The organism is Nocardia sp. GCM10030253 (assembly GCF_042675075.1).
In the GTDB taxonomy this organism is placed as follows: domain Bacteria; phylum Actinomycetota; class Actinomycetes; order Mycobacteriales; family Mycobacteriaceae; genus Nocardia.
The window spans coordinates 273,645-295,983 of sequence record NZ_JBHTDL010000004.1; the positions used below are offsets into that span (position 1 = coordinate 273,645).

Below are 22,339 nucleotides of genomic sequence, written 5' to 3' on the forward strand. Positions count from 1 at the left end.
CCAGCAACCTACCGTCCCTCGGAACCCGACCATTGGACGTCACCTTTTCGCCCGGACGGCCCACCGCGGACTTCCCGCCGTGATAGGAACGTACTAGAGCGCCACACCGTGGCGAGTGACGACCGGGGGCCGCGAATGGCAGCGATAGTGCTGGTGCACGGAATCGCGCAGGAACAGTATGCCGCGGATGTGTTGGAAGCTCAGTGGATTCCCGCACTGGCGGGCGGGGTTCGCGCTGCCGGGCATCCCGAGCTGGCGGATCGGTTGTGGCGCGGGCCGCTGCCGGGAGCGCCCGAGGTCCGAATGGCCTTCTACGGCAACGCTTTTCTGGATCCCGGTGCGCAAGGTGGTACCGCTCCTGTCGACGACGACGATCCGGAACTCTCCGAAAAGCTCGCCGGTGAATGGCTTGCGACGGCAGCAGCACATGCGAACGACCTGCGGGACCAGGTGGAGGCACAGCGTTACCTCGACAATGCGGCGCTCGGCGACAAGGGCGAACAGGGGGTCATGGCAAAGGCCAGGCTCGCGGCCAACGCGCTCACCAGGCTGAAGTGGTTCGCGCCCTTCGGATTCGGACTCGCCGGAAAGTTCGTCAATCGGTCGCTGGCGCAGGTCACCCGATACCTCTCCGACGACACGGTGCGCAAGCATGCCCAGCAGCAGGTGCTCGACCTGATAGGACCCGAGACCCGGCTGGTCATCGGGCATTCGCTCGGTTCGGTCGTCGCCTACGAGGCGCTGCACCACACCCAGCAGCCGATCACGCTGATCACGCTCGGTTCCCCGCTCGCATTGCAGTCGATCATCTATCCGCGCCTGCGTCCCCAACCACCGACCGTACCGCCCGCACTCACCCGGTGGGAGAATATGGCCGACCGAGACGATATCGTCGCCGCACACCTGGACCTGGCGCCGTTCTTCCCGCCCGCGCCCGGACGCGTGGTGGTGCCGACTACGCATCCAGCCATCGACAACGGTGCCCAACCGCACGACGCCGCCCACTATCTCACCAAACGATCGGTCGGTCGGATCGTCGCCGAAGCGCTCGCCGACCAGCAGCCCTCGTAGTCGTCGGCCCGACACCGAATTGCCCTTCGCCGCGTACGCTGACAGCCCTGGCGTCTAATCCGAGGAGTTCACCGAGATGACCGACCCCGTACGGGGTTTGACCGGTACGCTTACGTCGGCAATTCGGGGTGCCGGAATGTTGGGTGAGGTATTGGTGGCGATTCGTGGGGGGACGGAGTTGTATATCGCGCGGGCGGAGGAGCCGATTTCGGCCGGAGCCACCGTGTTGATCATCACCGTCAATCCAGGGCGCATTGTCGATGTTGTTCCGTGGATTCCGTTGGAGACGGATCTACCCAGGAAAATGTAAAAGAGTAGGGAGCGAACGTGCTGGGGTATCACGTACCTGATCCGGACGAAGCAATGCTGGTCAGTGGCGCCAAGAGCAAGGACGATGTGCCGTTCGGCGTGGTGATCGGGCGCGGCAAATGGGTGATTCCGTTCTTCCGCAAGGTCAGCTATCTGTCGCTGGCGATGTTCGAGGCGGAGATCAAGGAGCGGTGCGTCACCAAGCAGGCCATCCAGCTCGAGGTGCGCGCGGTGATCGCGTTCAAGGTCGCCAACGACGAGAAGTCGATCGTCAATGCGGCACAACGGTTCCTGTCCGAACAGGAGCAGGAGATGTCGGTACTCACCGGACGCATCTTCTCCGGTCATCTGCGCTCGATCGTCGGTTCGATGACGGTCGAGGAGATCATCCGGGAACGGCAACGCCTCGCCGACGAGGTGCTGGTGGCGTCCAAGGTCGAGATGAGCAATATCGGGTTGTGGGTGGATTCCTTCCAGATCCAGTCCATCGATGACGGCAACCTCGGCTACATCACCGCGCTCGCGGCCCCGCACAACGCCGCGGTGCAGCGTGACGCGCAGATCGCGCAATCGCAGGCCGCTCAGCTCTCCGCACAGGCCGAGCAGGAATCGCTGCGCCGCCAGGCCGAGTACCAGCGGGAAACCGCGATTCTGAAGGCTCAGTACCAGCGCGATATCGACAAGGCCAATGCCGAGGCGGCGCAGGCCGGGCCGCTCGCCGAGGCCAAGGCCATGCAGGAGGTGCTGACCGCGCAGGCCGAGCAGGCCCGCAAGGAAGCCGAGCTGCGCGAACAACAATTGCAGGCCGAGGTCGTGAAACCCGCACTCGCAGAAGCGGAACGGGTACGCATCCTCGCCGAGGCCGAAGCCGACCGGACCAGGATCCAGGCCGACGCGGCCGCCTCGAACAATCGAATCGCTCTGGACCAGTTGCTGATCGAGCAGTTGCCGGAGATCGTCAAGCAGGCATCGAACGGACTCGCGAACGCGAACCTCACGGTGCTCAACGGGCCGGACGGCGTCGGTGAATTGGTCAACGGAATGGTCGGCCAGGGACTCACCGTCTTCAATTCGTTACAAAAGGCGCTTTCATCCAACGACGGGGAAAATGCGAGCTAAAGTGGCCGAATAGCAACGGCGAGGAGCGGGTGTTGGTGTCCATCGGGAAATTGGTGTCGTTCGACAGCTCTCGGGGTTTCGGGTTCATTCGTCCCGATGACGGTGGTCCGGATGTGTTCGTACACGTGAACGACATCGGTCTCGATGAGGACGAGCTGCGCCAGGGTCGGGTGTTCGAATTCGATGTGACCGAGGGCGACCGTGGACCCAAAGCGGTCAATTTGACCGTGGTCGGCGGTCAGCAGGCGCCGTCGGCTCCGCCACCGCCTCGGCACAAGAAGGACCGATCATCGTCCTCGGGCCAGCTGACGGCCGCCGAACACAAACGACAGATCACCGAGCTGCTCTTGGACGCGAGCCCGGCCCTCACCGCTGGCGAGATCCTCACCATCCGGGACCGGCTCACCGCATACGCCGACCAGCACGGCTGGCTCGACTGACCGCACCCGCTCGACGGTAACCACGCTCGAGTGTGCCCACCCGGAGACCTCGGCGGCCCGGTTGCCCGAAGTTCACGATGTTGTCGGACCCGGGACCTACGATCGAGCCGGAGCCTCTGCCGGCCGTCACCGATGAATCTTCGTCGGTTACGGCGTCGATATGGGAGAGGAACAACCCCGAGGAGGAGCGCGTGGACCTACCGGTGATGCCACCCGTCCGGCCGATGCTGGCGAAAACGGCGCCGTCGGTGCCGCGTGAGCCGGGCCTGAGCTACGAACCGAAATGGGATGGCTTTCGCTGTGTCGTTTTCCGCGATGGCGACGAGATCGAACTCGGCTCGCGCAACGACCGCCCGCTGACCAGGTATTTTCCCGAGGTCGCCGACCTGCTGAAGCAGGCGCTGCCAGAGAAATGCGTGGTGGACGGCGAAATTGTGGTGGTCACCGATCAGGGCCTCGATTTCGACACGCTGCAGAACCGGCTACACCCGGCCGCCTCCCGAGTCAACAAACTGGCCAAGGAAACACCGGCCAGTTTCGTCGCCTTCGACCTGCTCGCGCTCGGCGACAAGGATCTGACCGGTGAACCTTTCGCCGAGCGCAGGCGGCTGCTGGAGACCATTCTCGATACCGAGTTCGCCCGGGTGCACCTCACGCCGATCACCGAGGATCCCGATATCGCCGAGGACTGGTTCACCCGGTTCGAGGGCGCTGGCTTCGACGGCGTCATGGTCAAGTCGAACGATCTGGCCTACCTCCAGGACAAGCGGGTGATGCTCAAGGTCAAGCACGAGCGCACCGCGGACTGTGTGGTGGCCGGTTTCCGGTGGCACAAGGACGGCGAGGGAGTCGGTTCACTGCTGCTCGGCCTTTTCGACGACGAAGGGCACATGCATCACGTCGGGGTGGCGAGCAGCTTCACAGCGGCCAAACGCAAGTCGCTGGTCGAGGAGTTGCAACCGTTGCGAGCGAACGCACTGGAAAACCATCCATGGCGGGAATGGGCCGACGCGGCGGCACAGGCGAAGGCCGACGGCAAAATGCCCGGTGGGGTGAGCCGTTGGACCGGTGGCAAGGACCTGTCCTGGGAGGCGCTGCGCCCGGAACTGGTCGCCGAGGTCCGCTACGAGCATGTGCAGTCGGGCCGGTTGCGCCACGGCGGCAGGCTGGTTCGCTTCCGGGCCGACCGCACCCCGGAATCGTGTACGTACGCCCAGCTCGACGAGGTCGCGCCCGCCGAATTGAGCACCCTCTTTACTGAAATTCAGGGAAAATGATGAGCACGTCCGTCGATATCGAGGTGGACGGCAGAACCGTCGCCATCAGCAATCCCGACAAGATCTATTTCACCAAGCGTGGCGAAACGAAGCTCGACCTCGTGCACTACTACCAGGCGGTAGCCGAACCGTTCCTGAACGTGGTCGGCAATCGCCCGCTGTTGCTCGAGCGCTATCCCGATGGCGCGTCGGGGAAATCATGGTTCCAAAAGCGGGTGCCGAAATCCGCGCCGGATTGGCTGCACACCGTCGAGGTCTCCACTCCCAACGGCACCACCAGCGACGCCCTGGTCGCGCACGATCTCGCGCACATCCTGTGGGCGGTGAACCAGGGCTGCTTGGGTTTCCACGTCTGGCCCAATCAGGTGGACGATCTGAAGATCGCCGACGAGCTGCGCATCGACCTGGATCCCTCTCCCGGCATCACCTTCGACGATCTCAAGCATGCCGCCGTGTCGACGCGCGAACTGTTCACCGAACTCGGCATCGAATCGTCGATCAAAACCTCCGGCTCGCGAGGGCTGCACATTTACGTTGCGCTGGAACCGAATTGGGATGGCTACCAGGTCCGCTCCGCCGCCGTCGCCTTGGCGCGCGAGCTGGAGCGCCGCCATCCCGACGAGATCACCGCGCAATGGTGGAAGGAAGAACGCGGCAGTCGCGTATTCATCGACTTCAACCAGAACGCCCCGCACAAAACGGTTTTCGGTGCCTGGTGCGTGCGCCCCAAGGTGGGTGCCCAGGTGTCGACGCCGATCGCCTGGTCGGAGCTCGACACCGTCGTCCCCGACGAGCTCACCATCGCGACCGTGCCCGCGCGGTTGGCCGAGCTCGGCGATCCGTGGGCGGACCGTGCGGCGCAATCGATCGCACCGCTGCTCGAGATGTCCGAACGCGATATGGCCGCGGGTCTGATGGACGCGCCGTGGCCGCCGCAGTACCCGAAGATGCCCAACGAGCCGCCCCGCGTCCAGCCGAGCCGAGCAAAGAAAGCCGAATAGCGGCTAGTCAAGAGCTATTCGGTCCACAGCACCCACACCTTGCTCTCGCACGCCAGCGCATGACCGTCCGCGGTGCGCGCGCTCTTGCTGCCGGAAGCTTCGCACTTCGTCCCGGCCTGCTGCACGGTCGTCGCAATGGTGTACGGGCCGTTCCACTGGTAGCTGCCGCTGCCCGAATTGGCCAGGCATAGCAGCGTGTTCCCATCCGCGCCCGTACCGATGAGCGCGGGGTCGGAGCACACCGTTCCCTTTTTCGGAGTCACCAGGTTGGTCGCCGCCGGCGTCGTCGTCACGGGTGGTGGCGCGACCGTGGTCGGCGCCGCCGTGGTCACGGCGGTGGTCGGCTGGGCAATCGTCGACACTTCGGTGACCTTGTTCGCGCGAGATACCGAATCGGTCAACGCGCTTCCCGACAACACCACGAATCCCGCGATCGCCGTCACCTCGGCCACCCCGATCAGCAGCGCGGACACCGCCATCGCCTTGCCACGAGGATGGCTGAAGGCGATGAAGCCGAACACGATTGCCACCGGAAACAGCCCGAGCAATGCGGCGACCAGCGCGACAATCGCATACGGGTTCACAATGGGCGGAATCTCCACCCGCAGCCGACCGGTCCGACGGCGACCGGGCTGGGGCGGCTCCTGCCAGCGCCCTTCGGCTTCCGCCTCCGGCCAACGCTCCTCGGATTCCGATTCCTGCCAGCTCTCCTCGTGTTGCGCCGCCGGCCAACGCTCGTTCTCACGGCGTTCTGTCCGTGCCATGCCAGTCCCTCTCCACACCGCAAAACCGCGCAAGAGCCTCGGACTGCCCGGACCCGCCCCGATATCGACACAGAATAGGGGCGAACAGCCGCCGGATCATCCGAAACGTCCAATCGGCCGTCATCAAAGCGTAATAACGAACGCGGAGCAACATTTCGCAGCGGTGGGAACAGTTCGGATATCCGCCGCGGCCACCTCGGAATAACAAACCAGCAACCCCCTCGCGGATCGCGGGGCGGAGGTTCATGCTGATCACGAGGTCAAATCGCTGATCATGTGTTGACTCGATAGGAGGGTCCATGTTCGGTAGTACCGATTCGACCGAAGGGCGGCCGTGGCACGCCCACGCCGGTGATCTCCTCGGCGACGACTACAACGTGCCCGGCCTCATCCTGTGCGCCCTCGGCATCGTGGCGATGGCGTGCACGCTGACCGCGGCCGGATACGGGTTCACCGGCTGGACTCAAATCGGCGCGATCGCGACCGCCACGCTGTGGATAGCGGGCATCGGCGCGTTGGTGGTCGAGCACCGCCGGGCGGAAGTGATCGAACTGAAGTACGGCAGACAGGGGCACGCACCCGGACATGTGCGTCACGTCGGCTACAGCGGTGCGCAGCCGGGCATCGCGACCTCCGGCGAGCCCGCCCACGAGCTGCCGCACTAGCACCCCAGCGGGCAGCATGCGCGCTCAGCGCCTGCGGTCCACCTTCGGCATGGTTTCGGTCATCAACGTCATCAGCATGTCCGCGAGCAGCATGTGCACCTGGTCACGGGTGAGTGTGCCGCGAGTGATCCATTCCCGTCCGGCCACTTTCACCAGGCCGCCGAATGCGCGCACCATGGCGCGCAACTCCACACTGTGTGTCGAATCGGCGCGCCCGACCATCAGCAGCATGCGCTCGGCGGCCGCGTCGTCGGCCTGATCGAGGATGTGCTGCACCTCAGGGTCATCGCCGACGCCCTCGTGGCTGGTCACCTTCACCCAGGTGCTGCCATGTTCGGAGATCACGTCCAGCAGCCAGTGCACACTCGCGTCCACGCGTTCTCGATCGGTGCCGCTCGGCGTGACCATGTCGTCGAGCCGCGGCAATGTCACCATCCGGCGCACCACCGCAAGGTAGAGGTCGCGCTTGTTTCCGAAGTAGTGATTGATCAGGCCGCGCGCGACTCCGGCACGCTGGGCCAGCTCGGCGGTGGACACGGCCGCGTATGGACGCTCACCGAACATATCGATCGCGCAGGCGAGGATCTGCGCGCGCCGCTCGTCGGGTTCCAGCCTGCGCCTGCGCGGCTGCACTTCGTCGGAGGACGGGTCCGCCGACGAAGCCGTCTCGCTCCGTATATCAGAGAGACCGGGCAATGAGATCCTTCATCACCTCGTTGCTACCCGCGAGGATGCGCAGGACGCGGGCGCCGGTGTAGAGCTGGGAAATCGGATACTCCGTCATGTAGCCGTAGCCGCCGAACAGTTGCAGGCAGCGGTCAACCACGATACCCAGTTGATCGGTGAGCCAATACTTGGACATCGCCGCGGTTGGGATGTCCAAGTCCCCGCGCAAGTGCTTGACGATGCAGTCGTCCAGGAAGGTGCGGCTCACGGTGGCGATGGTGGCGCACTCGGCCAGCTCGAACTTGGTGTTCTGCATGGCGAACAGCGGCTTGCCGAACGCCTCGCGACCCTTGGTGTAGTCGACGGTCAGCCCGACGGCCTTCTCCATCATGGCCACCGCGATGATCGCGGTCACCAGACGCTCCTGGGCCAGCAGCCGCATCATTTGGTAGAAGCCTTGCCCCTCGGCCTCGCCGAGCAGGTTCGACGCGGGCACCCGCAGGCCGTCGAAGAACAGTTCCGCGGTGTCCTGGGCCTTGCCGCCGATCTTGTTCAGGATGCGGCCGCGCGTGAAGCCCGGGGTGTCGTCGCCGACCTCGGCGAAGATCAGCGAGACGCCCGCCGCGCCCTTGGTGGGGTCGGTCTTCACGGCGATGATGATGCCGTCGCAGAGCCAGCCGTTGGTGATGAAGATCTTCGAGCCGGTGATGACGTACTCGTCGCCCTCGCGGACCGCCCTGGTCTTGATGTTCTGCAGGTCCGAGCCGGTGCCGGGTTCGGTCATGCCGATCGACAGCACCATTTCGCCACTGGCAGCCTTGGGCAGCACCCGCCGCTTGAGCTCCTCGGAGCCGAATTCGTTGAGGTAGGGCGCGATGATCGAGCTGTGCACAGGCATGCCGAGGGCGCCGTCACCGGCGAACGCCTGCTCCTCGATAATGGCCGCGTCGTGCGCGAAAGTGCCGCCGCCGCCACCGTATTCGCTCGGCAGCGCGGTACACAGCAGACCGAGCTCACCGGCCCGGTTGTACAGCGCGCGGTCGGGATGTCCCTGAGCGACGAACTTCTCCTCGTGCGGGACGACTTCCTTTTCGAAGAAAGTCTTGGCCAGGTCCCGTACCGCCTCGACCTCGTCATCACTCCACGCGGCGCGTGCCATCGTCGGATCCTTTGCTCGCCTCGGCCGGCCTCGCCGCCGGCTCCTCGTCATCAGATTCCACCACTATTGGCATGATGTCAACAAGCCGGGCACACGTCAGGTCAACCGGCCGATACGGAGGCTGTTTTCGCGGGGACGCGGGTCAGGTCGAAGACTGTTGCGACTGGTTGACCGCCGCCAAGGAAGTGAAGATCGGTGTGTCCGGGTCGGCCGAGATGCCCTGGCGGCGCAGGAACCCATCGATGAGGCCCCAGACGAACTCGGTGGCTTGGTCGACGAATTCGGCGGTCGTCACCGGGCGCGGCGCCTGCGAGTCCCCCAACCACAGATCGGTGATCGAGACGACCACCCCCGCCACCGCACGGGCCAGGTAGTCGATACCGGTCGCGTCGATCGGGATGGATTCGGCGACCTCGCGCGCCTGTGTGGCGAAGCGGCCCGCCGCGGCGCGACCGAGGTCGAATTGAAGTACCGAACCGTCGGCGTGCTGCGTGACGTGCGCCTGGCCGAGGAAGCGAAAAACGTTGGGGTGTTCCAGAATGCTGTCGGCGTACCCGGTCAGGATGCGGCGCAGCGCGGTGCGCGGGGGTTGGAGCATGAGGGTGAGATCGTTGCCCGCCGCGGCCCCGGCAGCCTTGGCCATCCGATTACCGATCTCGGTATACAGATCCGCCTTATCGGCGAATTGGCGATACAACCGAGGTTTGGTGATGTGGGCCTCGCGGGCGATGTCGTCCATGCTCGGCCGCGGGCCGTCCCTATCGATCACCCGAATTGCCGCGTCGACGATCTCCTCGCGGGTGATCGTCCTCGCAGCGGATCTGGTGTCGGATCTGGGCACAGTCGGGAGCTTACACGTACCGACAGTACGAAATGAGATGCGCAGGCAAGACCAGACAGAACTGGCAACTTTGGCGCACTATACGTGACTTACCTCATATTCATCGACAGCCATGCCCATTGATTTCCAGTACTTCGTACTGTCAGTATCGGATCACGTACCGGCGGTACATCAGCATCTGCGACAGCTCATCGATCGAGGCGCGAACATGACCGAACAGCCCGACAGCACCGACCCGACCGACATCCGGCGACCGGACCGACAGTCGACCGTGCCCGTCGAGAGTGCCGAGCTGGCCGTATTCGAATGGGGCGATCCCGCCGCCGAACCACTGGTGCTGGTGCACGGCGTCACCGACACCCACCGAGCCTGGGCCAAGGTGGCGGCGCTGCTGGCCGACGGCTTCCGCGTGATCACCTACGACGTGCGTGGCCATGGCCGGTCGGCGAAACCGACTGCGGTGCCGGACTATCGACTCGAGCGGCTCGCCGCGGACTTCTACGCGGTGATCGACGCGGTCAGCCCGCGCACTCCGGTGCATGTGTGCGGCCACGGCTGGGGTGCGGTGCAGGCGTGGGAAGCGGTGTGCGATTCACGCGCGAATACCAGGATCGCATCGTTCACCGCCATCTCCGGTCCCAATCTCGACCATGTCGGAATGCTGTTGCGTGACATGGCATCTCCGACACGCCACCTGCGCAGGCTGGCCACCGACCCGATGTGGTGGCTGCGCGGTGCCGGGTCTGCGCCCGCCGCCGCGCAACGGATCGCCTACCCACCACGGGTCCGTTCCTGGCTGATCGAGCAGCTCGGCGGAGTCCCGCGCGCGTATGCGCCGATCGCCGCCACCTGGCGCACCGACCTGCTCGCCGGGACCCGCATCGTCCGGGCCAACCTGCTGCACCATCTGCTGCGGCCGCGGGACCGGCAGACGGCGGTGCCGGTTCAGTTGGTGGTCGACACCACCGACGTGTTCGTCCCACCGTTCCTCTACGACAGCAGCGCCCCGTGGGTGGATCGCCTGTGGCGCTGCGCAATTCCCGCCGACCACTGGCTCCCGGTGACCGAGCCACTGCTCGTCGCCGAGGCCATCGCCAACTTCGTCGAAGACCTGCACGCGGCCGACGCGACGATCCCGCGCCGGTAACCCGCCGCGCGTCGCGGCCGCTCCAACAGATCGCCGCCGCCACCTTGGTACCGACCGCGATCAGCGCCAAGGCCGCCGAGCGTGCCACCGCGTGCGGTCGGGTCGACCTGGCTCGAGTGCTACACGGGTAACGAGCTTCCTGGACGGTACTCCCGGGGTGCGACCGGCGGGCTGAGCCGTCGATGCGACAATGGATGCGTCAACCGCCCCAGTTCACGAAGGATAAGCTCGCATTCCGATGGCCGAGAACACCGCGTCGACATTGCCCGATACCCAGGCCATCGACCCGGCCGAACTGGCCATCTGCCTGCGTGTACTCGACCAGGCGGGGCAACTGGACAAGGACGACCCCAACTCCATCGCCGTGCAGCGCGCGGTCGGGCACATGTTCAAGAAGCTCAAGCTGCGCCGTCGCAGCGAGGCAAGGGACGCGGTGGCAGCCGCGGATCGTGCGGTAGTCGCGGCGACGGCGACCGGCTCGCCGAATCGGATCGATGACGAGACCGCCGGTATCCCACTGACCTCCAACGCCGCGGGCGCCAGTGCGGGCACTCTGCTGCGGGCGCGCCCCTGCTATATGTGCAAGCAGCGCTACACCCGCGTCGATGCCTTCTACCACCAGCTGTGCCCGGAGTGTGCCGCCAACAGCCATTCGAAGCGGGACGCCCGTACCGATCTCACCGGCCGCCGCGCCCTGTTGACCGGAGGCCGTGCCAAGATCGGCATGTACATCGCGCTGCGACTGCTGCGCGACGGCGCACACACCACCATCACCACGCGCTTCCCCAACGATGCCATCCGCCGCTTCGCCGCCATGGACGACAGCGCCGACTGGCTGCATCGGCTGCGTATCGTCGGCATCGACCTGCGTGACCCCGCCCAGGTGGTCGCCCTCGCCGACGACGTCGCCGCGCAAGGCCCGCTCGACATTCTCATCAATAATGCCGCGCAGACCGTGCGCCGCTCCCCTGGCGCCTACAGCGCGCTCGTCGACGCCGAGTCCGGCCCGCTGCCCGCGGGCGCGCTGCCGGACGTCGTGAGTTTCGGCAAGACGATGCAGGCACACCCGACCGCGCTGACCGCCTCGCTCGCGCCGAGCTTGACCGCCGCGGACGTCGCCGAATTGGCGTTGGTCGCGGGATCGGCCACACCGGAACGCATTTCACGTGGCGTCGCGATCGACGCCGGCGGTTTGGTGCCGGATCTCGCGCACACCAACAGCTGGGTGCAGACCGTCGCCGAGGTCGACCCCACCGAACTGCTCGAGGTGCAGCTCTGCAACTCGGTCGCACCGTTTATTCTCGTGTCCCGGCTGCGCCCGACCATGGCCGCGTCCCCGGCTCGGCGCAAATACGTCGTCAACGTTTCCGCCATGGAGGGTCAGTTCTCCCGCGCGTACAAGGGCCCCGGCCATCCGCACACCAATATGGCCAAGGCGGCGCTGAACATGCTGACCCGCACCAGCGCCAGGGAAATGCTCGAGGAAGATTCGATCCTGATGACCGCCGTCGACACCGGCTGGATCACCGACGAGCGCCCGCACTATACGAAGCTGCGCCTGGCGGAAGAGGGCTTCCACGCGCCGCTGGACCTGGTCGACGGCGCCGCTCGCGTCTACGACCCGATCGTCCAGGGTGAGCGCGGCACCGACCTGTACGGCTGCTTCCTGAAGGACTACCAACCTTCTCCTTGGTGAATCGCCGCCGAGTAACCCCCACTGCGGGCAGAATCGCATCGAACTCGATACGACGACCGGAAGGGGCACCATGGCGAATCACGGCGGGCTCGGCGCGCTGCTGCGCGACCGGTTGCCGTTCCTGCGCTGGTCGACCATCCGCTTCGCACTCGGCGGGGCACACTTGCTGCGCACCGGGCAGGTCGGTGACGGGCGCGAGGCAGCGCTGCGCGACCACGTCCTCGGCCACGCCACGGCGGGCGATCCCGAGAGTGTGCTCGCCGCCATCGATGACTTCGCCCGCAACCGCAGCATCCTGATGAATGTCGGGGACGAAAAGGGTCTGCTGCTGGACGCCGCGGTCCGGCGGGCCGAGCCGAAACTGCTGCTCGAACTGGGCACCTACTGCGGATACAGCGCGGTGCGCGCGGGCAGGCTGATGCCAGCGCGCGCCCGGCTGGTGTCGGTGGAGGCCAGCCCCGCCAACGCCGAGATCGGACGAGCGGTCATCGAACACGCCGGTTTGGCGGACCGGGTCAGCGTCGTGGTCGGTAAGATCGGCGACGGCGGTGCAACGGTGCAACGGCTGATCGACGAGTACGGATTCACCAGCGGGTCAGTGGATTTCGCATTCATCGATCATTGGAAGACCGAATATCTGCCGGACCTGGAGACAATCATTTCGGCGGACTGGCTGCATCCCGGATCGATTGTGGTTGCCGACAACGTGAAAATGCCTGGCGCACCGGCTTATCGGCGCTACATGCGCGAGCAGGAGGGCATCTCCTGGCGCACCATCGAGCACAAGACACATGTCGAATACCAATCACTGCTCACCGATCTTGTGCTCGAGTCCGAATATCTGGGCTGAACTTCCGTAGCCTCGCTCGCCCCTTCGAGCGCGGCAGGCAAGATGCCGCCCGCGCCGCGTCCGCGAGCGATTACGCTGGAAAAATGCTGTACCGGCTGCTTGCAGATGCCACCGCCACCGTGCACTTCGCATTCGTGACCTACGTGGTGATCGGCGGATTCCTCGCGTGGCGCTGGCCGCGCACCATCTGGCTGCATCTGATCGCGTTCGGGTGGGGCTTCAGCACGATCCTGCTCGGGGTCGATTGCCCGCTGACCTATCTGGAGGACTGGGCACGCCATCGGGCCGGGATGGCCGGGCTTCCGTCGAGCGGGTTCATCGACCACTATCTGACCGGGGTGATCTACCCGGAAAGTGCGCTGGGGTTGGTGCGGGTGCTGGTTGCGGTGTGTGTCGCGGTGTCCTGGGTAGGGTTCGTATGGTTGTCGCGACAGCGGGCGGGTAGCCGGGTCCGCGCGTCCGGGTAGGCGTGCGCCGCTTCGATCCGAACCGGCTCGCCCTGAGCGGGACTCACGGCACGGAATGGTGTCGTGCCAGGCTCTGTGTGAGGAAGTCGGCTACCTCGGCCACCTTCTCATCCAGGTAGAAGTGACCGCCGGGGAACACCGCGCGCTCGAAATTGCCCGTGGTGTGGTCGCGCCATTCGGCGGCCTGCTCCGGGACCACCGTGGGGTCCTCGGTGCTCACCAGTGCGGCGATATCCCCGGCAAGCGGGTCACCCGCGAGGTAGACGTATGTCTCCACCGCCTGGTAGTCGCTGCGGACGGCGGGCAGCACCAGCTCGGCGAGGCTGGGTTCGTCACGCAATATCCGCACCGAGGTCGGATCGGTCGCCAATCGCTCCAGATCACCGATCAACTCGTCGTCCGACGCGAGGTGCAGGCGACCTGGTTCCATGAAAGTCGGTGCGGGACGGCCGGAGACGAACAACGTCGTCACCGGCTGCCCGGCGCGCTCCAGGCGGCGGGCCGTTTCGAAGGCCACGGTCGCGCCCATGCTGTGGCCGAACAGCGCCAGCCGTTCGACCGGCCCCTGGCGCAGGATTTCGTCCGCAATCCGACCCGTGAGGGTGTCCATATCCGAGATCGCGGGTTCGCCGAGCCGATCCTGCCTGCCCGGATACTGCACGGCGGCAACGGCGATCCCGGCACCGAGTTTCGTGGCCAGCGCGCGATACGCGGTGACGGACCCGCCGCCCGGCGGCATGCACACCAGTTGGTGGCGGGCCGCGGCGTCGGCCCGCAGCACGCGCAGCCAGTCCGTGGCTGCGATGGTTCGGCGCACGTCGATCTCCTTCTGTGTGGAACAACCAGTAGGCGGATATTCCTTTGTAGCAACTTCGCCGGTCTGCCGTTGGGCCGACACCCTGCTCTGCCGGGTTATTCTTGCTGCTCCGGTGAGCTGTTCGTATCGACGAGGCGGTAGGTATGACGGAGTGGACGACAGAGCAGTCCAGTGGATCGACCACGATCGAGATTCGGGTGCCCGCGCTGCTGGAGCAACTGGTCATGCTGCGGGCGCTCGCCGAAACAGTCGCTCTCATTGCGGATTTCGGGCTCGACGAGGTCACCGACATCCGCTTGGCGCTCGACGAGATCGCCACCGAGCTGATCCTCGGCGCCGTACCGGACTCGACCATCGATTGCCGGTTCACCTATCGCGAGTCCGCGATGCTCGTTCAGGTTTCCTCCGTCGCCGCGGCGAACACCGTGCCGGGCCAGGACAGCTTCGGCTGGCACATCGTGCGCACACTGACCGACACGGTGAACGCGGTTCAAGCCCCGCTCGACACGGCGGTTGGCGGGTATCCGACCGTCGTCGATTTCCAATGGGTGCGAGGTGGCACCGATGGCCGATGAGCAGGCCTCGCCACCGGCGCCGAGGCCGCGGCGAGCTCGTTCAGGCGGCGACCCCTACGACAATATCGGGCCACTACTCACCGAGCTCGCCGCACTCGACGCCGCCGATCCGCACCGAGAAGCGGTGCGCCAGCAGGTAATCGAGCGCTGCCTGCCGCTGGCCGATAACATCGCGCGCAAATTCAGCGGCCGCGGCGAGAACTTCGACGACCTGCTGCAGATCGCCAGGGTGGGCATGGTCCAGGCCGTCGACCGGTTCGATCCGTCCTTCGGTGCATCATTCCTGTCTTTCGCGGTGCCGACCATCATGGGCGAAGTACGGCGGCATTTTCGCGATCACACCTGGGCGCTGCGAGTTCCACGGCGGCTCAAGGAAATTCAACAGACAATCGGCCCCACCACCGAAGCACTTGCGCAGCGCCTCGGCCGTATGCCGAAGGCCAGGGAGATCGCCGAGGAAATCGACGCCGATCTGACCGAAGTCACCCAGGCGTTCATCGCCCGCAATGCCTACCAAACCTCTCCCATCGACCCCGCACCCGGTAGCGGCGACGACGGAGCCGCGGCGTCGGTCCTGGATACCCTCGGCTCCGACGAACCGAACTACCGCACCGTCGAGGACTACCTGGCGGTCAAACCGCTCATCGCCGCCCTGCCCGAGCAGCAGCGTCAGGTACTGATCATGCGTTTCTTCAAATCCATGTCCCAAGCCCAGATCGCCGAGCAGCTCGGCTGCTCCCAGATGAATGTCTCCCGCATCCTCTCCAAGACCCTCAACACACTGCGAGAGCAAGCACTACGCGATTGACCCGAACCTCTCGGCGTCCGGGAGGTTCGGCCCATGTGCAGCCGGCTCAGAGCCGGGTGTAGTTCTCGTCGTCCTGCTCGAAGGCGGTCAAGATGTCGGGCGTCAGGGTTGGACGTGTGTCCGCGATGGCCGTGAGGTAGTCCGCGGTACTCGCGAGTTCACCCCTGCCGTCCAGCATTTCGCGTTCGAACGCGGCCTGTGCGCCCTTGCGCGCCGCGAACTCGATATCGGCGGGAGTGAAAAGCGCGCTCGCGCTCACCAATTGGTGGAGATCGATGTGATCACCGGCGGGCCCGATGTATCGACGCCACATTGCGCGGCGGGCGGGCGCATCCGGAGGTCCGATCGGAATCACATAGTCGAACCGCCCCGGCCGCAGGAAGGCAGAATCCAGCGAACGCACGGAGTTCGTCGCGCACACCAGCAGGCGGCTGTCCTTCTCCCGGAAAGCCGGGATCAGCTTCAGCAACTCGTTGGTGACGCCGTGCGCGGCGCTGGTCGCGCTACCGGAGCGTGCGACGGCGATCTCCTCGACCTCGTCGATGAAAAGCACGAGTTCGTCGAGTTCCGCGATGTCATCGAATGTTTCACGCAGCGAGGCCGCCAAGCCGCCCTGTGCGGCCGCGGCCAACCTCGACGGGAACAGCTCGACAAACGGCCAGCCGAGCCGCGACGCCACCGCCTTCGCGAAACTCGTCTTGCCGGTGCCCGGCGGCCCGAACAGGATCACGCTCTTCGGCGTCTGCACGCCATAGCGTTCGGCGGTGTCCCGGTTCGCCAGTGGCAGCACGATCCGGCGTTCGATGACGTCCTTCTCACGGTCCATGCCTGCCATCGACTGCCACAGGCCAGGCGGCAGCAGACGCCCACCCAGCTCGGTGAGCAGGTTGGTCTGCTGGGGCCCGAGGCGCTCGAGCATCTCGTAGTAGACCAGTCCGTCACGGCGCAGGTATCCGGAATTCTCGAAGGCAGTGGCGCCCGTCGCACCGTCGGGAAGCACAGCGCAGATCCGTCGGACACCGGCCGTCCGTAGTCGCCGCTCGAGCTCGGCGAGCAGAGCACTGCCGATGCCGCGCTGCCGCCAGCGCGACCCGAGCGCGACCAGCAGCACCCAGGCACGCTCGCCCTGAACTTCCGCAACAGCCATCCCGACCATCTCGGCACCGACCTCGGCGACCACCGCCGACTGTCCCTTCCTGGCGGCCGCCATCACCTCGGCAACGGCAAAGACCGGTTCAACAGATCCGGGGGTTCGACTCTGATCCCAGATCTGAATCGCCTGGTCCAAGTCGTCATCGCGAAAGTCGCGCAACCGCCATACCGGCATGCACACCTCGACTCGGCCATCCGAGAGCCCCATCCGGTTCCAGTGAACACCCTGGGACAACACCTCGACAAGGACCGCTGCACCGATGCCTGTTTTCCGAGGATCGCCGGGCCGCGCAGCGGCGGACTCGCGACATCCGGGAAGACGCGCAACCGTCCCTCCCTGTCGTCCACTCGGGCCAGTTCGCGAGGCCGCCCGAGATCGTCATTCCGGCCACGCCGAAGTCGTTGGGGGCCAACGAGACCACCACCGTGTGCTGTGACAGTATGAGAACTCGTGAGTCGCGAAGCCGCTGCATCCAAAATGTTCGATCCGGTGAACGCGCATGAACGGCTGGTCCACGACTATGAATCCGGAATCGGTATCAGCGGCTCCAGCATCGCGCCGTCTTTCGTTCCCGGCAGATATCTCGCCGCCACACTGCCGGTCTGGGCGCTGGCCGCCGGATCGGTCGCGGCGCTGAACACCGCCGCGAATCGAATCAGGGTCACGCACGGCCTGCACCCGGTGGCGTATCGGCTCGACCCGGACCGCATCACCGCTGCCTTCTCCAGCGAACGTCTGCTGCGAGTCGACGGACGACCGCCGACGATGTTCGCGGATCTGTCGGGCTTCTTCCCCACCTTCGACGGCTGGGTCCGCACGCACGCCAACTACCCGCACCACCGCACCCGGCTCCTCGCCGCCCTCGGTCTGCCCGACGACATCCCGATCGATCTGGCCGTCGCGCAGATGGCGATGAGCCGCGCATCCGATATCGAGGAGCGCGCCGCCGAGGCGGGTGCGATCGCCGTGCGGGTCCGCACCGAACAGGAATGGGCCGAAAGCCCGCAGGGGCAGGCGGCCGCGGCCGGACCGCTGGTCGCGATCGAAACCAGGGACGATCGTGGCGAGTCCGGATTGCCTATCGGCGCAACGCCTTTGCAGCCGCTGCGCGGCGTCCGAGTGCTCGATCTGACCCGAGTGATCGCCGGGCCGGTCGCGACCCGCGCGCTGGCGCTGCTCGGCGCCGAAGTGTTGCGCATCGATCCACCACAGCTGCCCGAGATTCCGTGGCAGTTCGCCGACACCAGCCAGGGCAAACGCTCCGCCCTCCTCGACCTGCGCACCCAACTCGCCGTGCTCGACGATCTACTCGCCTCCGCCGACGTGCTGATCACCGGATACCGGCCCGGCGCGCTCGAGCACGCGGGACTGAGCACTGCCACCCGACCTGGACTCGTGCACGGCCGGGTCAGCGCGTGGGGCGAATCAGGTCCGTGGGGCAATCGCCGCGGTTTCGACAGCATCGTGCAGGCGGCGGCGGGCATTTCGATCGTGGAGGGCGCTCCTGCCGTCCCCGGCGCGCTGCCCGCGCAGGCCCTCGACCATGCCTCCGGCTACCTGCTCGCCGCCGGTGTGATCGATGCGCTGGTCGCCCGGGCGTCCGACGGTATCGGCCGCGACGTCCGAGTTGCCCTCGCGCGCACCGGTTCGTGGCTGCTGGCCGCACCGAATCGCGCGCCGAGTCATCCGCAGGCCGCCGCGCCGAATCCCGCCGCGACCGTGATGCACGGAAACGTGGTCACCGCCGCTCCCGCACTGCCCGAGTATCCCGACTACGCCTGGCCAGCTCCCGCGTACGGCACAGACGCAGCCGCCTGGCCCGTCCGCATGCGCTGACCTAACCCGGCACCCATCCAGCAGACCAGCTACGCATCGACGATGCGTAGCTGGGCGCTGCGTTCGTGTGTGCGGGTAGTTGGCGGAAAATTCGTTTGCGATTTCTTGTCGGTGGGCGATGAGATGGTGGTCCCTACATCGTCTGCACCGACATGTACCTCATGGATGACATCGCGCCGGAAGGAACCAGCACTGTGGCCACCACTATCGGCCCATTGCCCAGCTCGGCCGCCGAGCCGCTCGCGGGGCGACGGGAGTGGATCGGGCTCGCGGTGCTGGCGCTGGCCTGCTTGGTCTACGCGATGGATCTGACAGTGCTGCATCTCGCCGTGCCGATGATCAGCGCGGATCTGCACCCGACCAGCGCGCAGCTGCTGTGGATCATCGACGTCTACGGCTTCATGGTGGCCGGCCTGCTGATCACCATGGGCACCCTAGGCGACCGGATCGGGCGGCGCAGGTTGCTGATGATCGGCGCGGCCGCCTTCGCGGTGGTGTCTATCGTGGCGGCATTCTCCCCCACCGCGGAAATTCTGATCGGCTGCCGGGCCATGCTCGGTATCGCAGGGGCGACACTCGCGCCGTCCACCCTGTCGTTGATCTTCAACATGTTTCGCGACACCAGGCAGCGCTCGGTGGCCGTCGGCGTGTGGGTCGGCGCGTTCTCCGCGGGCGGCGCGGTCGGGCCACTGTTCGGCGGCGTGCTGTTGGAGAGCTTCTGGTGGGGCTCGGTGTTTCTACTTGCCGTCCCGGTGATGGCACTGCTGCTGGTACTCGGCCCGAAGGTGTTGCCGGAGTTCCGCGATCCGAACGCGGGCAGACTCGATCCGGTCAGCGCTGCCCTCTGCGTGGCCACCATGATCGCGCTGGTCTTCGGTATGAAGAAGATCGCGCAGGACGGCATCGGCAGCGTCGCGCTGCTGGCTATGATCGGCGGCGGCACTGTCGGCGCGCTCTTCGTCCGCCGCCAGCTCACCCGCCCCGATCCGATGCTGGATCTGCGACTGTTCCGGCTCAGCACTTTCCGGATCGCGTTGCTGATCAACATGATCGGCATCTTCGTTGCCTTCGGATACTTCTTGTTCGTCGCACAGTACTTCCAGTTGGTCCTCGGCCTTTCGCCGCTGGCCACGGGTGTGGTGATGGCACCATCCGGGCTCGGCTTCATCGTCGGGTCGCAGCTGGCGCCGCGCATCGTCCGAGTGGTGCGACCCGCCTACCTCATCGGTGCCGGGATGGCGGCCTCCGGTGTCGGATTGCTACTGATGCTGCAACTCTCGGTAACCGGCGACCTCGCGCTGGCGGTGGTCGCGTCGGTGATCATTTCGCTCGGGCTTGCCCCGGTATTCGGCATCACCACCGAGCTCATTGTCGGGTCGGCACCACCGGAGCAGGCGGGCGCGGCATCCGGCGTGTCGGAGACGGGCGCCGAACTCGGTGGCGCGCTCGGTATTTCGATCCTCGGCAGCATCAGCATCGCGCTCTACCGCGGCGACCTCACGGAGTCGCTGCCCGCGGGACTACCCGCCGAGGCCGACCGGTTTGCGCGCGACACCCTCGGTGCTGCCACCGAGGTCGCCGCCGCCTTGCCCGGGCAAATCGGAGAGTCTGTCCTGCTGGCGGCACGCGAGGCGTTTCTGCACGGCGTGCACGTCACCGCGGGCATCGCTGCCGTTGCCGCACTGGCGATTTCGGTGATCGCGGTGATTCGACTTCGCCATATTCCGGCCGGGGCACCCGAGCAGGACTGACCGGTCAGGTGCGCAAATCCTGGGCGAGCACCGCGATCGCTTCGGTGAGCCTGGCGCCGTCGGGCAGATTCTTGCCCCGAGTGATCATCCACAGCACACCGAGTCCCTGGGTGAGAACGAAATACAGCTCGGCGATCGCCCGCGCCGCGTCGTGATCCAGTGCGGGATGCGCCTCTCGCATCGACCGCGCGAGGTCCTCGTAGGCGCCGCTGAGGCTGTCGGTCATGAATTCCTGCGACTCCGGTGAGCGCGCGACGCGCAATAGGTTCTCCAGACTCGCCAGCATCCCCTCGCGGTTGTTCTCGAATACCTCCCCCATGCCGTCCCACATCTGGGCGAACGCCGCCAGCAGCGGTGTGCCGCTGGTGTCGTTGATCAACGCCTCCATGCTGTCACCGATGCCGGTGCCGAGCGCCTCCGCCAGCGCCTCGGTGATCAGCCGTTCCTTGGAGCCGAAGTGGTAGCCGATCGCGGCAAGGCTCACCCCGGCCGCCGCGGCGATATCCCGCGCGGTGGTTTTCGCGACACCGCGTTCCAAGATGGCCTTCCGTGCTCCCGCCAGTAGATCTTCTCGGTTTCCCATGCCCTCACCATACAACGTCTTAGACATTCGTGCTAGACACACGTGCCACATTCGTGTTAGACATATGTCTAATACGAATGTTCTTCAGACGGGAATTGAGAATATGAGCACCACCAGCACGCTCCACGTCCTCGTCAGCGGTGGCGGAATCGCAGGCAATGCGGTGGCGATGCAGTTGCTGCGCGCGGGCATCCGCACCACCGTTGTGGAGCGGGCGGCCGAGCCACGGCCCGGCGGTCAGGCCGTCGACCTGCGCGGACCCAGCCGCGAGGCGGCCGAGCGGATGGGACTGATGCCTGGCATTCGCAAGTACCAGCTCGACGAGCGCGGCATCGCCTACGTCGACAAGAACGGCAGGGAATTTGCCAGAATTCCCGCCGAAATGTTCGACGGCAAGGGCCCGGTCGCCGAAATCGAGATCACCCGCGGCGATCTGAACCAGGTGCTGCTCACCGAACTCGCTACCGTGGGAGGCGAACTCGACTACCGCTACGGGGAGTGGATCGCCGGTCTGAAGCAGCACGACACGGGTGTCGACGTCACCTTCGCATCGGGTTCCACCGAACGCTTCGATCTCGTCATCGGCGCGGACGGCGTGCACTCGGCGACACGACGGCTGGCGTTCGGTCCGGAAGAACAGTTCGCGACCTACCTCGGCGGCTACATGTCCTTCTTCACGATGCCGACACCCGCCGGTTCCGAACCCGGCTGGTTCACGATGCACACGGTCCCCCGCGCCGCCGTCGCGATCCGTCCCGACGCCGAGCCCGCCACCTCGAAGGCGATCATCACGCTGCGCACCGACGCCGACCCTGCCCTGCGGGGCGATGTCGCCGCACAGCAACAGCTCATCCGGGACATGCTCGCCGAGGCGGGCTGGGAGGCCTCCGCGGTGATTGCCGCAATGGCAACGACGCCGGATTTCTATTTCGACGAATTGGCGCGCGTCGACATGCCGACCCTGGCGGCAGGACGGGTCACGCTGCTCGGTGACGCAGGGTTCTGCGGCTCCCCGATGACCGGTATGGGCACCGCGATGGCCATCGTCGGCGCCTACGTACTCGCTGGCGAAATAGCCGCAGCCCCAGACGATCTCGCCGGTGCGCTGGCCCGCTACGAGGCCATCGTCACGCCGTTCCTCGCCAAGGCCAAGGAACTGCCTGGCGGTGGCATCAAGATGATGCTGCCCAACTCGCGCCTGGGGACCAGGGTGGCCCACGCCAGCATGAAATTGATGACCTCACGACTGTTCAAGCCGTTGATCATGAAGATGATGACCAACACCGACGACTACGAACTGCCTACCTACTGAGCCTCGAGCCGGATGGCCCGCCGCCGCTCGCT

Annotated in this window: 23 protein-coding genes; 16 read left to right on the forward strand and 7 right to left on the reverse strand. The window is 66.0% G+C overall.

Features of this window, described 5'->3' with window-relative positions; translation table 11 throughout:
• Window positions 1–135: 135 nt before the first annotated feature.
• From ACFQZZ_RS05280 to ligD, 6 genes are all read left to right on the forward strand, one after another.
• On the forward strand, window positions 136–1,071 hold the full coding sequence (locus tag ACFQZZ_RS05280) for a hypothetical protein (protein WP_378674753.1): 936 nt from the start codon (window positions 136–138) through the stop codon (window positions 1,069–1,071).
• A 76-nt stretch (window positions 1,072–1,147) separates the two neighbouring features.
• A complete protein-coding gene (locus ACFQZZ_RS05285; protein ID WP_378674756.1) occupies window positions 1,148–1,381 on the forward strand; it encodes a hypothetical protein in 234 nt (77 codons plus the stop codon).
• Between the two features lie 17 nt (window positions 1,382–1,398).
• The gene (locus ACFQZZ_RS05290) at window positions 1,399–2,499 is read left to right on the forward strand and encodes an SPFH domain-containing protein (RefSeq protein WP_378674758.1); all 1,101 of its coding nucleotides are present in this window, start codon (window positions 1,399–1,401) and stop codon (window positions 2,497–2,499) included.
• Window positions 2,500–2,528: 29 nt separating this feature from the next.
• Window positions 2,529–2,939 carry a cold-shock protein gene (locus tag ACFQZZ_RS05295; RefSeq protein ID WP_378674760.1) on the forward strand — a complete coding sequence of 137 codons (411 nt, stop codon included), beginning with the start codon at window positions 2,529–2,531 and terminating at the stop codon, window positions 2,937–2,939.
• A 191-nt stretch (window positions 2,940–3,130) separates the two neighbouring features.
• Complete coding sequence (locus ACFQZZ_RS05300) at window positions 3,131–4,216, forward strand: ATP-dependent DNA ligase (RefSeq protein WP_378674762.1); 1,086 nt, start codon at window positions 3,131–3,133, stop codon at window positions 4,214–4,216.
• Window positions 4,216–5,217, forward strand: coding sequence for a non-homologous end-joining DNA ligase (gene ligD, locus ACFQZZ_RS05305; protein ID WP_378676376.1), 1,002 nt, complete (start codon window positions 4,216–4,218; stop codon window positions 5,215–5,217). The genes ACFQZZ_RS05300 and ligD overlap by 1 nt, the downstream gene beginning before the upstream one ends.
• 14 nt (window positions 5,218–5,231) lie before the next feature.
• On the opposite strand, the gene ACFQZZ_RS05310 is transcribed toward ligD, so the two are convergent.
• Window positions 5,232–5,981, reverse strand: coding sequence for a DUF4190 domain-containing protein (locus tag ACFQZZ_RS05310; RefSeq protein ID WP_378674764.1), 750 nt, complete (start codon window positions 5,979–5,981; stop codon window positions 5,232–5,234).
• Window positions 5,982–6,280: 299 nt separating this feature from the next.
• Here ACFQZZ_RS05310 and ACFQZZ_RS05315 point away from each other — a divergent pair, with 299 nt between their 5' ends.
• On the forward strand, window positions 6,281–6,646 hold the full coding sequence (locus ACFQZZ_RS05315) for a hypothetical protein (RefSeq protein WP_378674766.1): 366 nt from the start codon (window positions 6,281–6,283) through the stop codon (window positions 6,644–6,646).
• A gap of 24 nt (window positions 6,647–6,670) precedes the next feature.
• On the opposite strand, the gene ACFQZZ_RS05320 is transcribed toward ACFQZZ_RS05315, so the two are convergent.
• The 3 genes from ACFQZZ_RS05320 to ACFQZZ_RS05330 all read right to left on the reverse strand — a co-directional run bounded on the left by ACFQZZ_RS05320 (window position 6,671) and on the right by ACFQZZ_RS05330 (window position 9,312).
• Window positions 6,671–7,342 (reverse strand): TetR/AcrR family transcriptional regulator, encoded by a 672-nt coding sequence (locus tag ACFQZZ_RS05320; RefSeq protein ID WP_378674769.1) that lies wholly within the window; start codon window positions 7,340–7,342, stop codon window positions 6,671–6,673.
• Window positions 7,326–8,471 carry an acyl-CoA dehydrogenase family protein gene (locus ACFQZZ_RS05325; RefSeq protein WP_378674771.1) on the reverse strand — a complete coding sequence of 382 codons (1,146 nt, stop codon included), beginning with the start codon at window positions 8,469–8,471 and terminating at the stop codon, window positions 7,326–7,328. Before ACFQZZ_RS05325 ends, ACFQZZ_RS05320 begins: the two co-directional genes overlap by 17 nt.
• 142 nt (window positions 8,472–8,613) lie before the next feature.
• Entirely contained in the window at window positions 8,614–9,312 is a 699-nt protein-coding gene (locus ACFQZZ_RS05330) for a TetR/AcrR family transcriptional regulator (protein ID WP_378674774.1), read from the reverse strand.
• 208 nt (window positions 9,313–9,520) lie between these two features.
• Here ACFQZZ_RS05330 and ACFQZZ_RS05335 point away from each other — a divergent pair, with 208 nt between their 5' ends.
• The 4 genes from ACFQZZ_RS05335 (at window position 9,521) to ACFQZZ_RS05350 (ending at window position 13,472) form a co-directional block, all read left to right on the forward strand.
• On the forward strand, window positions 9,521–10,459 hold the full coding sequence (locus ACFQZZ_RS05335) for an alpha/beta fold hydrolase (protein ID WP_378674777.1): 939 nt from the start codon (window positions 9,521–9,523) through the stop codon (window positions 10,457–10,459).
• A gap of 238 nt (window positions 10,460–10,697) precedes the next feature.
• The gene (locus tag ACFQZZ_RS05340; protein ID WP_378674780.1) at window positions 10,698–12,155 is read left to right on the forward strand and encodes an SDR family NAD(P)-dependent oxidoreductase; all 1,458 of its coding nucleotides are present in this window, start codon (window positions 10,698–10,700) and stop codon (window positions 12,153–12,155) included.
• A gap of 70 nt (window positions 12,156–12,225) precedes the next feature.
• The gene (locus ACFQZZ_RS05345; RefSeq protein ID WP_378674782.1) at window positions 12,226–13,005 is read left to right on the forward strand and encodes an O-methyltransferase; all 780 of its coding nucleotides are present in this window, start codon (window positions 12,226–12,228) and stop codon (window positions 13,003–13,005) included.
• Window positions 13,006–13,088: 83 nt separating this feature from the next.
• The gene (locus ACFQZZ_RS05350; RefSeq protein WP_378674785.1) at window positions 13,089–13,472 is read left to right on the forward strand and encodes a DUF2784 domain-containing protein; all 384 of its coding nucleotides are present in this window, start codon (window positions 13,089–13,091) and stop codon (window positions 13,470–13,472) included.
• A 43-nt stretch (window positions 13,473–13,515) separates the two neighbouring features.
• On the opposite strand, the gene ACFQZZ_RS05355 is transcribed toward ACFQZZ_RS05350, so the two are convergent.
• Window positions 13,516–14,289, reverse strand: a complete 774-nt coding sequence (locus ACFQZZ_RS05355; protein WP_378674788.1) for a thioesterase II family protein — start codon at window positions 14,287–14,289, stop codon at window positions 13,516–13,518.
• Between the two features lie 143 nt (window positions 14,290–14,432).
• Here ACFQZZ_RS05355 and ACFQZZ_RS05360 point away from each other — a divergent pair, with 143 nt between their 5' ends.
• Together ACFQZZ_RS05360 and ACFQZZ_RS05365 are read left to right on the forward strand one after the other, a co-directional pair.
• Window positions 14,433–14,864: an ATP-binding protein gene (locus tag ACFQZZ_RS05360; protein ID WP_378674790.1), complete on the forward strand. Its 432-nt coding sequence runs from the start codon at window positions 14,433–14,435 to the stop codon at window positions 14,862–14,864.
• Entirely contained in the window at window positions 14,854–15,672 is an 819-nt protein-coding gene (locus tag ACFQZZ_RS05365; protein WP_378674793.1) for an RNA polymerase sigma factor SigF, read from the forward strand. The genes ACFQZZ_RS05360 and ACFQZZ_RS05365 overlap by 11 nt, the downstream gene beginning before the upstream one ends.
• Before the next feature lie 46 nt (window positions 15,673–15,718).
• Here the strand turns inward: ACFQZZ_RS05365 and ACFQZZ_RS05370 are convergent, their stop codons facing one another.
• Window positions 15,719–16,999, reverse strand: coding sequence for an ATP-binding protein (locus tag ACFQZZ_RS05370; RefSeq protein ID WP_378676378.1), 1,281 nt, complete (start codon window positions 16,997–16,999; stop codon window positions 15,719–15,721).
• A 315-nt stretch (window positions 17,000–17,314) separates the two neighbouring features.
• On the opposite strand from ACFQZZ_RS05370, the gene ACFQZZ_RS05375 reads away from it, so the two are divergent.
• Both ACFQZZ_RS05375 and ACFQZZ_RS05380 read left to right on the forward strand, forming a co-directional pair.
• Window positions 17,315–18,661 carry a CoA transferase gene (locus ACFQZZ_RS05375; protein ID WP_378674796.1) on the forward strand — a complete coding sequence of 449 codons (1,347 nt, stop codon included), beginning with the start codon at window positions 17,315–17,317 and terminating at the stop codon, window positions 18,659–18,661.
• 161 nt (window positions 18,662–18,822) lie between these two features.
• Window positions 18,823–20,412, forward strand: coding sequence for an MFS transporter (locus tag ACFQZZ_RS05380; RefSeq protein WP_378676380.1), 1,590 nt, complete (start codon window positions 18,823–18,825; stop codon window positions 20,410–20,412).
• A 4-nt stretch (window positions 20,413–20,416) separates the two neighbouring features.
• Here ACFQZZ_RS05380 and ACFQZZ_RS05385 read toward each other — a convergent pair whose 3' ends face one another.
• Window positions 20,417–20,995, reverse strand: coding sequence for a TetR/AcrR family transcriptional regulator (locus ACFQZZ_RS05385; protein WP_378674798.1), 579 nt, complete (start codon window positions 20,993–20,995; stop codon window positions 20,417–20,419).
• 103 nt (window positions 20,996–21,098) lie between these two features.
• Between ACFQZZ_RS05385 and ACFQZZ_RS05390 the strand changes: the two genes are divergently transcribed.
• Window positions 21,099–22,307, forward strand: coding sequence for an FAD-dependent monooxygenase (locus ACFQZZ_RS05390; protein ID WP_378674801.1), 1,209 nt, complete (start codon window positions 21,099–21,101; stop codon window positions 22,305–22,307).
• Window positions 22,308–22,339: the final 32 nt, after the last annotated feature.

Excerpts from the sequence above, each read along its gene's own strand:
- ACFQZZ_RS05280 (WP_378674753.1), top strand. The coding sequence starts at position 136 with ATGGCAGCGATAGTGCTGGTGCACGGAATCGCGCAGGAACAGTATGCC.
- ACFQZZ_RS05285 (WP_378674756.1), top strand. The coding sequence starts at position 1,148 with ATGACCGACCCCGTACGGGGTTTGACCGGTACGCTTACGTCGGCAATT.
- ligD (WP_378676376.1), top strand. The coding sequence starts at position 4,216 with ATGAGCACGTCCGTCGATATCGAGGTGGACGGCAGAACCGTCGCCATC.
- ACFQZZ_RS05310 (WP_378674764.1), bottom strand. The coding sequence starts at position 5,981 with ATGGCACGGACAGAACGCCGTGAGAACGAGCGTTGGCCGGCGGCGCAA.
- ACFQZZ_RS05315 (WP_378674766.1), top strand. The coding sequence starts at position 6,281 with ATGTTCGGTAGTACCGATTCGACCGAAGGGCGGCCGTGGCACGCCCAC.
- ACFQZZ_RS05325 (WP_378674771.1), bottom strand. The coding sequence starts at position 8,471 with ATGGCACGCGCCGCGTGGAGTGATGACGAGGTCGAGGCGGTACGGGAC.
- ACFQZZ_RS05335 (WP_378674777.1), top strand. The coding sequence starts at position 9,521 with ATGACCGAACAGCCCGACAGCACCGACCCGACCGACATCCGGCGACCG.
- ACFQZZ_RS05340 (WP_378674780.1), top strand. The coding sequence starts at position 10,698 with ATGGCCGAGAACACCGCGTCGACATTGCCCGATACCCAGGCCATCGAC.
- ACFQZZ_RS05345 (WP_378674782.1), top strand. The coding sequence starts at position 12,226 with ATGGCGAATCACGGCGGGCTCGGCGCGCTGCTGCGCGACCGGTTGCCG.
- ACFQZZ_RS05350 (WP_378674785.1), top strand. The coding sequence starts at position 13,089 with ATGCTGTACCGGCTGCTTGCAGATGCCACCGCCACCGTGCACTTCGCA.
- ACFQZZ_RS05360 (WP_378674790.1), top strand. The coding sequence starts at position 14,433 with ATGACGGAGTGGACGACAGAGCAGTCCAGTGGATCGACCACGATCGAG.
- ACFQZZ_RS05365 (WP_378674793.1), top strand. The coding sequence starts at position 14,854 with ATGGCCGATGAGCAGGCCTCGCCACCGGCGCCGAGGCCGCGGCGAGCT.
- ACFQZZ_RS05370 (WP_378676378.1), bottom strand. The coding sequence starts at position 16,999 with ATGCCGGTATGGCGGTTGCGCGACTTTCGCGATGACGACTTGGACCAG.
- ACFQZZ_RS05380 (WP_378676380.1), top strand. The coding sequence starts at position 18,823 with ATGGATGACATCGCGCCGGAAGGAACCAGCACTGTGGCCACCACTATC.
- ACFQZZ_RS05385 (WP_378674798.1), bottom strand. The coding sequence starts at position 20,995 with ATGGGAAACCGAGAAGATCTACTGGCGGGAGCACGGAAGGCCATCTTG.
- ACFQZZ_RS05390 (WP_378674801.1), top strand. The coding sequence starts at position 21,099 with ATGAGCACCACCAGCACGCTCCACGTCCTCGTCAGCGGTGGCGGAATC.